The 8,154-nt window shown below is 34.1% G+C and carries 7 protein-coding genes; 2 read left to right on the top strand and 5 right to left on the bottom strand.

Going from position 1 to position 8,154, the window contains the following annotated elements:
- From GTR01_RS17770 to GTR01_RS17750, 5 genes are all read right to left on the bottom strand, one after another.
- Positions 1-203, bottom strand: a 203-nt coding sequence (locus GTR01_RS17770) for a helix-turn-helix domain-containing protein (RefSeq protein WP_160138393.1), incomplete at its 3' end; no start/stop codon positions are given.
- A gap of 86 nt (positions 204-289) precedes the next feature.
- Positions 290-1,033 (bottom strand): 3-oxoacyl-[acyl-carrier-protein] reductase, encoded by a 744-nt coding sequence (gene fabG, locus GTR01_RS17765; protein ID WP_160139106.1) that lies wholly within the window; start codon positions 1,031-1,033, stop codon positions 290-292.
- Positions 1,034-1,203: 170 nt separating this feature from the next.
- Positions 1,204-2,676 carry a WG repeat-containing protein gene (locus GTR01_RS17760; RefSeq protein WP_160139105.1) on the bottom strand — a complete coding sequence of 491 codons (1,473 nt, stop codon included), beginning with the start codon at positions 2,674-2,676 and terminating at the stop codon, positions 1,204-1,206.
- A gap of 45 nt (positions 2,677-2,721) precedes the next feature.
- Positions 2,722-3,396 carry a 16S rRNA (cytidine(1402)-2'-O)-methyltransferase gene (gene rsmI / locus GTR01_RS17755; protein WP_160139104.1) on the bottom strand — a complete coding sequence of 225 codons (675 nt, stop codon included), beginning with the start codon at positions 3,394-3,396 and terminating at the stop codon, positions 2,722-2,724.
- Positions 3,397-3,398: 2 nt separating this feature from the next.
- Entirely contained in the window at positions 3,399-4,886 is a 1,488-nt protein-coding gene (locus GTR01_RS17750; protein WP_160139103.1) for a hypothetical protein, read from the bottom strand.
- 61 nt (positions 4,887-4,947) lie between these two features.
- Between GTR01_RS17750 and GTR01_RS17745 the strand changes: the two genes are divergently transcribed.
- Together GTR01_RS17745 and GTR01_RS17740 are read left to right on the top strand one after the other, a co-directional pair.
- Positions 4,948-5,535 carry a thymidine kinase gene (locus GTR01_RS17745; protein ID WP_129058913.1) on the top strand — a complete coding sequence of 196 codons (588 nt, stop codon included), beginning with the start codon at positions 4,948-4,950 and terminating at the stop codon, positions 5,533-5,535.
- 172 nt (positions 5,536-5,707) lie between these two features.
- The gene (locus tag GTR01_RS17740) at positions 5,708-8,152 is read left to right on the top strand and encodes a bifunctional UDP-N-acetylmuramoyl-tripeptide:D-alanyl-D-alanine ligase/alanine racemase (RefSeq protein WP_160139102.1); all 2,445 of its coding nucleotides are present in this window, start codon (positions 5,708-5,710) and stop codon (positions 8,150-8,152) included.
- The last annotated feature ends 2 nt before the right edge of the window (positions 8,153-8,154 follow it).

Here is an 8,154-nt window from a genome sequence, read left to right as displayed (position 1 = left end):
TGAAGTTTGGGTTTACTCCACTCTAAGTTACCATATCTTCGCAACCAAACCAAAACGGTACTCTTTCCCTGAATACCATACTCTTTTTGAGCCTGCTTGTAAGTGTAATCGCCGTTTTCTACTTGAGAAACAATTCTTAATTTAAAGGCTATACTATAGTCCTTTTGTGTACGCTTTTCTCTTGTTAATCCTTGATGTTTCATAAATAAGTCGATTAGTTGTCAACTTATTTCAGGACGGGACAAGAAATAAAAAAGAGGCTGTACAAAATGTACAGCCTCTTATATTTTTAAGTTAACATTCCACCGTCAACGTTTAATGTTTGTCCGGTAATGTATGATGCCATTTCGCTTCCTAAGAAAACGCAAGCATTCGCAACATCAGCAGGCTGCCCTCCTTTTTTCATTGGAATTCCTTCTCTCCATTCATTAACTATTTTTTCATCTAAAATAGCAGTCATTTCTGTCTCAATGAATCCTGGAGCAATAGCATTACATCTGATATTTCTAGAACCTAATTCTAAGGCAACAGATTTTGTAAATCCAATAACACCAGCTTTAGAAGCAGCATAGTTTGCCTGTCCAGCATGTCCTTGAATTCCTACTACAGAAGTCATATTAATAATAGATCCTGATCTAGCCTTCATCATCGGCTTAATAACCGCTTTAGTAAGGTTGAAAACTGAATCCAGGTTTACTTTGATCACCTGATCCCAATCTTCTTTAGACATTCTCAATAATAAGTTATCTTTTGTAATCCCAGCATTGTTTACCAAAATATCAATTTGCCCAAACTCTGCCATTACTTCTTCTACCAATTTTTGAGCAGCATCATAATCTGACGCGTCAGACTGATATCCTTTAATTTGGGTTACAGAACTTAAAGCTGCTTCTAATTCTTTAGCTTTGTCTACAGAACCGGCATAAGTAAATGCTACTTTTGCTCCTTGTTGAGCATACATTTCAGCAATACCCTTCCCGATTCCTCTTGTAGCTCCGGTAATTAGTGCTACTTTTCCTTCTAATAATTTCATATCTCTTGACGATTATTTTTTTATAACTCATTCAGCTAGTGAAAGCTGACTCACTTAGTACAATAATTCTTTTTCAGAATTAAACGGTTTGCAAAGATATTATAAATTGTTATTCAACACCTTGAAAACATAAAAATACTGAACTTTTTTGTTAAATTTCTATCATTTTATTAAAGTTCAGCCATATCATTTCTAAATCTGGTGAAATATATTAAGTCTGTTTTTTTATCATTATTCAATTTCAATACTTCCTTCATCCAGATAAATTTATCATAAATAATATCTGTTAATGGCTCATTTTGAAAATTTAAAACCCCATATTTTCCTTCTTTCTTTACAACAATTTCATTTTCAAAGTTTTCAAAAGCAATAATATCTTCATAGGTAAAAGGAACAATTTCTATCCCCTTTGCATCCAGAATGCCATACAGATGATCATTGTTCATACAGACAAGTGGCTTTGAATATTCATTTAAAATATTAAAATATTCCGCATTCTGCCCTTTGACCTGCTTGATTCCTTTAAGCTCAGTGACAGATTTATTATGTACAGAAAAACGATAATACTGATCTTGTCTCTTGATAATCATATTCTCAGGATAAAAACCTACAATCTGATCACCTTCATTCAGTATATTATGCAATTCTTTATCTAAAAGTTTTTCCTCACTTCCCTTTTTAAGATAGATAAAATCCTTTCCGGAAACGGTAAAATTTTTAATAAAATCATATTCCTGAGGAACAACTATATTGCCCTGCAGATCAACAATTCCCGATTGGTCTGATTTATCCTTGTAAACTCTGAAAAGGTTGTTAGACAATGCATACAAATAGTTAAAATTATTCGGATAAAGCTTCTGATCTTTCTTATAAAAAACGGTTGTTTTATTTTTCTTTCTGAGATAGATGAATTCTTTCTTACCAAAATATTCCGGAGTAATTTCGCTGTAGATTTCATCCACAAGAATGTTATCTTCAGTATCAATTAAACCATATTTTCCGGTTGCCTTATTTCTGGTAATCAAATAAGGATAAGCATTTATATCTACTACATTCTTTGAAAACTTATGCAAGGTTTGTCCGTTTTTCCCAATAATCTCACTTTGATTTTCTTCATTGAGAGTAAGAGCCTTACCATTTTCAAAACTGTAATCATCTTTAAATTCTCTGTCGCTAAGCTGTTTTCCATTAAAATCATACAGAAACCATTTTTTATCTTTTAAAACAAAGAAGGCATCCTTTCCTGCAAATCGGATTTTGTCTGAATCTGGAATAACGAGCTTTCCATTATAGTCATAAACCACCTCTTTTCCCTGCCTGGAAGCGATAATACGTTCTTTACTCCACCAAGGTGTATTGAAGTCCTGATCTTCAAATGGAATCAACTCATTTCCTTTTTCATCAATAATTGCTGATTTTCTTCTGTTTCCTTCCTCAGAATAAAGAATAAACCTGTTTTTAAAAATATGGGAAAGTCCGCCCTTATAAGGTGATTCAAAAGTTATATTTCCTTTAGCATCTACAATGCCCTGTTTTTTGGAAACAGGATCATACGCTATCCCAAAACCATCAGAATAAGAACTTACCTCCTTCCCTGTTTTTTTGGAAAGGAGAACCTTACTGTATTGGTTCGTTTGCGCCATACAAATCGTAGAACACAATACAAAAACTATTTTTTTCAATTAAAATTAAATAGAATTATTGACAATAAGAACAATCTCGCCCTTTAAAGTTTTACTCTTGGAAAATTCAATTAATTCATTGATTGTTCCACGTTTAGTTTCTTCAAATTTCTTGGAAATCTCTCTGCTTAAGCTAGCTTTTGTATGCTCTCCGAAGAATTCTTTGATTTGTTCTAATGTGGTATTGATCTTGTGTGGACTTTCGTACAGAACAATGGTTTTCTTTTCTTCTGCCAGTTGTTTTAGCTTGGTTTGTCTTCCTTTCTTTTGTGGTAAGAACCCTGCAAATAAAAACTCATTATTCGGAAGTCCGGAAACCACTAAAGCCGGAATCAAAGCTGTTGCTCCAGGTAGGCATATCATTTCGATATCGTTATCTGCTCCTGCTTTTGCCAATAAATATCCAGGATCTGAAATTCCAGGAGTTCCTGCATCGGTAATGATCGCGATATTCTGACCATTTTTAAGGTCTGTAATTACTTTTTCCGTTGCCTGATGTTCATTGTGTAAATGATAAGATTTTAAAGGCTTGGAAATTTCAAAATGTTTTAAAAGTATTCCGGAAGTTCTTGTGTCTTCACATAATATATAATCTACATCTTTAAGGACATTTACTGCCCTGAAAGTCATATCTTCCAGGTTCCCAACGGGTGTGGGAACAAAATATAGGATTCCGCTCAAAATTATAAGAATTTATTTTCCACCAATATCCAAAGTCGCTGAGCATATTCATCCACTTTATTCCATTTTCTTTCATAGTAAAGGTCGCTCAGATATTCCTTGGCTTCCTCTAATGTTCTGAAATGATTTAACTGTGCAACCGTATCATTCAAATCTGCCTGGCTTCCTTCAAATAACATTTTTGAAAAAGCTATTCTGTCATTCAAATCCAATCTCAACTCCGGTTTAGGCTTATCAGCTTCCATAAAGTTGGTAGGGATATTAGATTTAAGAATACTTCCTGCATCTTCTTTTAAGGTTTCAGGATGATTTTCTTTTGGAAACTCTCTTTCCAGCGGATCATCATCAAACAGGGTCTGAACAGCTTTCAATCCTTTGATATTGGCTAATTTTATTTTTTTCTCCTGATGATATTCGTCTAAGTCTTCAAAACTTTCATCAGAAGGATGTCTATCTGTTTCTTCGGGAACAGGTTTATCTATTTCAACAATTTTTCTTCTGTCATATACTTCAGCGAGAACTTTTTCTTCCTGTTTTTTTTCTTCAGAATGATCGTTCTTAATGTCATTCAGGATATTTTCAACATTGGAAGTTTCGGTAGCCAGTTCTCCCTGTTCTAAAGAGATGTTGGAAGCTACGAATTGTTCTTCATTCTCTTCAATCAGCATTTCATCATCAAGCATTTCAGTATCGAAAATACTTGGAATAGTTTCTCTTACTTTATTTTCTCTGGTATCATTTACTTCTGCAAAATCTACCTCTTTTTTATCCTCAACTTCTTCTTCAGTGTCTATTTCATTCAGCTGATTATTAAAGATCGCTTCTTCCTCAGTCACTTCATCTTCAAACATATCTTCATTGATATCATCGTCTGAATCCGGTTGAGCATCAGCAAGGATTTTTTCTTCATCCACAAAGCTTACAACGGCTTCCTGAGCAATATGATGTTCGTTTTCATCAATTTCGTTCAATTGATTATTGAAAATTGCCTCCTCTTCTGTTACCTTCTCAGAATCAACTGAATTCTGAAAATTTTCTACAGGTCTTTCTTCATTATTTTCAGCTACAAAACTGATAATATTTTCATGGAATTCATTTTCAACAATATGATTAAGTTGATTGTTAAAAGCTTCATCATCATCCAGACCATTGATGAAATTGTCATTTTCATGCTCATCAATTTCATTCAGCTCATTATTAAAAATAGCTTCTTCTTCTGTTACTTCATTTCCTGAATCATGATGATGGTGATCTGCTTCACCGGAAGCAAAAGAAATAGGAAGACTATCCGAGTGTAGAACCGGTTCTTCTGTTACGAAATATTCGATATTCTTTTCCAGTAATTTCAAAAAAGAAATCCTGTTAGCAAGCTCATCTACAAGATCTTGCTTGGAAAGTAATTCATCTACGTTATTTATTTTGTCAAGATTATCAATGATATTCTTGGCCTCAAATAAAATCTTTTCCTTTAAATCTTGGATATTTTGCATGATAAGATTCTTATTAAAATTGCTTACTTTTGATGTTGAAAATATACGGCTAATTTAACAAATGTTTTTAGAAAATACAATTAATCATTCCAAACAAAGTGGTTGGATGGAAGTGATTTGTGGCTCTATGTTTTCGGGTAAAACCGAGGAGTTGATCCGAAGATTACGTAGAGCAGAAATGGCAGGACAAAATGTGGAAATTTTTAAACCGAAACTGGATATCCGGTATTCTGAAGAGGACGTTGTTTCTCATAATCAGAATAAAATCCGCAGTACCGCAGTAGATAATCCTAGTGAGATTCTTCTATTGGCATCCAATTGTGATGTAGTAGCAATAGATGAAGCACAGTTTTTTGATGAAAGCATTGTTGACATTGCCAATCAACTGGCTAACAATGGTATCCGAGTGGTAATTGCAGGATTAGACATGGATTTCCTGGGCCGTCCTTTCGGGCCAATGCCCAATTTGATGGCAACCGCAGAATATGTCACAAAGGTGCATGCTATTTGCAAGAGAACAGGTAATCTTGCCAACTATTCCATGAGGACTTCCCAAGGAGACAATCTGGTAGAGCTGGGAGAAACCGAAAGCTATGAAGCCGTAAGCCGTCGTGTTTTTATTGATGAAGTGCTTTCAAAAAGGAAGTAATCAATAATAAAAGCTTGATATCATAAAATATATTCACTTAATATAAATGAAAAACGAAAAAGCAATATTGTAAAATTCCAAAAGGAGATCTGCTTAGCAAATAGCTCTTCTACCCTCTTTGCAATTTTACCTTTTTGCAATTTCGCCTTAAAATAAAGCAGAAAGGGTACCAATGAACTATACAGTACAACAAATTGCAGAGATCACCAATGCACAGGTTATTGGAGATAATAATTTAGTGGTTAAAAATATAGCCTATGATAGCAGGATTATTTACTCCATCAGGAATACTGCTTTCATTGCTATTAATACCCATAAAAATTCTGGTGAAAAATTTATTGAAGCTGCTATAGACAGGGGCATCAATATTATTATTTCTGAACATCAGTATCCACAGTTTGAAAATATAACATGGATCATTGTTAAGAATTCCGTGGATTTTCTACAACAATTGGCCAAGTATCACTTTGAAAATTCTCATTTACGATCCATCGGAATCACAGGAAGTAATGGAAAAACCATTGTAAAGGAATGGTTGTACCAATGTCTCTGGAATGAATTCCCTACTGTAAAAAGTCCGAAAAGTTTTAATTCTCAGATAGGACTTCCCCTTTCTCTTCTTCAAATAAACGATTCTCACGAGCTGGGAATTTTTGAAGTCGGAATTTCTCATCCTAACGAAATGGAAAAGCTTGAACATATTTTCCATCCTCAAATCGGATTATTAACCCATATCGGAAATGCTCACGCAGCTAACTTTTCTTCCGAAGAGGAATTGATTGATGAAAAGATCAAGCTTTTCAAAGATTCTGAGATCATCATTTATAATGGTGACCATTCTTTAGTAGATCAGAAAATAAAAAATTTATATTCAGATAAAAAATTAATCTCTTACGGGTTCAAAAAAGAAAATCAAGTCTTCATCAAAAAAAATACGAAGGATGAAAACATCATTGTTGAATATTTTGGTGAAGAAATCAGTTTTCCGGCTCATCAGAGAGACGAATCGACATTAACCAATGCTACGGCGCTTATCGCAGTCCTCAAGGTGTTACAGGTCGAAAATAAAAAGATCGTCGAAAAAATCAACCTTTTAAAAGCCGTCGAAATGAGGCTTGAAGCGATTGAAGGAATTAAGGGCAATATTGTTATTAACGATTCCTTCAACCTTGACCTCGATTCTTTGAAAACAGCTCTTCAATTTTTGAAGGAATACAACAAACCGAAAAAATCTTTGGTCTTAACAGACATCGTAGGGGTGAATGCCAACTCAAAGGAATTATATGAGGAAGTATCCGAATTGGTGAATGAGCAAAATTTTGACTCTGTCTTTCTAATTGGCAATGAAATTTCAAAATTCAGTGAATTATTTAAATCTAAAATATACACTTTCATCGATACCAAAGAACTTATCGAAAGTAAACATCTTTCTGAAATCGAAAATCAGATTATTCTTCTGAAAGGTGCCAGAAAATTTGAAATCGAAAAATTAAAAGATGTCCTTGAACTTAGGAAGCATGATACAGTTTTAGAAATTAATCTGAACGCGATTCTTCATAATATCAATTACCACAAATCTCTGCTGAAACCAACAACAAAAATGATGGCTATGGTAAAAGCCAATGCTTACGGTTTGGGGAGTTATGAAATTTCAGAATTCTTACAGCATCATCATATCGATTATTTAGGGGTAGCTTTTGCTGATGAAGGTGTAGAGCTTAGAAAAAAAGGAATCACCACTCCTATTGTGGTGATGAATCCAGAACAACACAGTTATCAAACGATCATAGAATACAACCTGGAGCCGGAAATTTATAGTTTCAGAGTTTTAGAATTATTCTATGAAGCTGTACAAAAATCAGGGTATGACAAAAAGTATCCGATCCATATTAAACTGGAAACAGGAATGCACCGCCTAGGATTTAAAGGTTTTGAACTGGATCAATTGAGTGAAACTTTAAGTCAGAAAAATCTTAAAGTTCAAAGTCTTTTCAGTCACTTATCATCTTCTGATGTTCCTGAAGAAAAAGAATTCACATTAAATCAATTAAAGACATTTGATGAAAATTCCAATCAACTGATCGAAAAAATAGGCTATGCTCCTATCCGTCATATTTTAAATTCTTCAGGAATAACAAGCTATACAGATCATCAATATGATATGGTAAGGATTGGTATTGGAATGCTTGGAGAATCTCCAGATATTGAAATTCAGAAACAATTACAGTCTGTGGTAAGCTTTAAAACCGTAATTTCACAGATATCAATGGTTGAAAATGATGAATCTGTTGGATATAGCAGAAGATTTAAAGCAGATCACCTTACAAAGATTGCTACCATTCCTGTAGGTTATGCTGATGGCATTCCAAGACTGATCGGAAATCAGGTCGGAAGCCTGGGAGTAAACAAAACATTAGTTCCGATCGTTGGAAATATCTGCATGGATATGATGATGATTAACGTGGAAGATGTTCCTAATGTAAAGGAAGGTGACATGGTAACCGTCTTTAATGCAAAACCAAGTTTAAAAGAATTCGCAGGATACTGCAAAACGATAACCTATGAAGTATTAACATCCATTTCGCCTCGGGTGAAACGGATTTATATAAAAGATTAACT

It is taken from the genome of Chryseobacterium sp. c4a (assembly GCF_009900745.1).
GTDB lineage: Bacteria > Bacteroidota > Bacteroidia > Flavobacteriales > Weeksellaceae > Chryseobacterium.
This window is presented reverse-complemented; position numbering and strand designations above follow the sequence as displayed.

What these genes read in the sequence shown, in the direction of transcription:
- GTR01_RS17740 (WP_160139102.1), top strand. Translation starts at nt 5,708, where the DNA reads ATGAACTATACAGTACAACAAATTGCAGAGATCACCAATGCACAGGTT.
- GTR01_RS17760 (WP_160139105.1), bottom strand. Translation starts at nt 2,676, where the DNA reads ATGGCGCAAACGAACCAATACAGTAAGGTTCTCCTTTCCAAAAAAACA.
- GTR01_RS17745 (WP_129058913.1), top strand. Translation starts at nt 4,948, where the DNA reads ATGTTTTTAGAAAATACAATTAATCATTCCAAACAAAGTGGTTGGATG.
- fabG (WP_160139106.1), bottom strand. Translation starts at nt 1,033, where the DNA reads ATGAAATTATTAGAAGGAAAAGTAGCACTAATTACCGGAGCTACAAGA.
- GTR01_RS17750 (WP_160139103.1), bottom strand. Translation starts at nt 4,886, where the DNA reads ATGCAAAATATCCAAGATTTAAAGGAAAAGATTTTATTTGAGGCCAAG.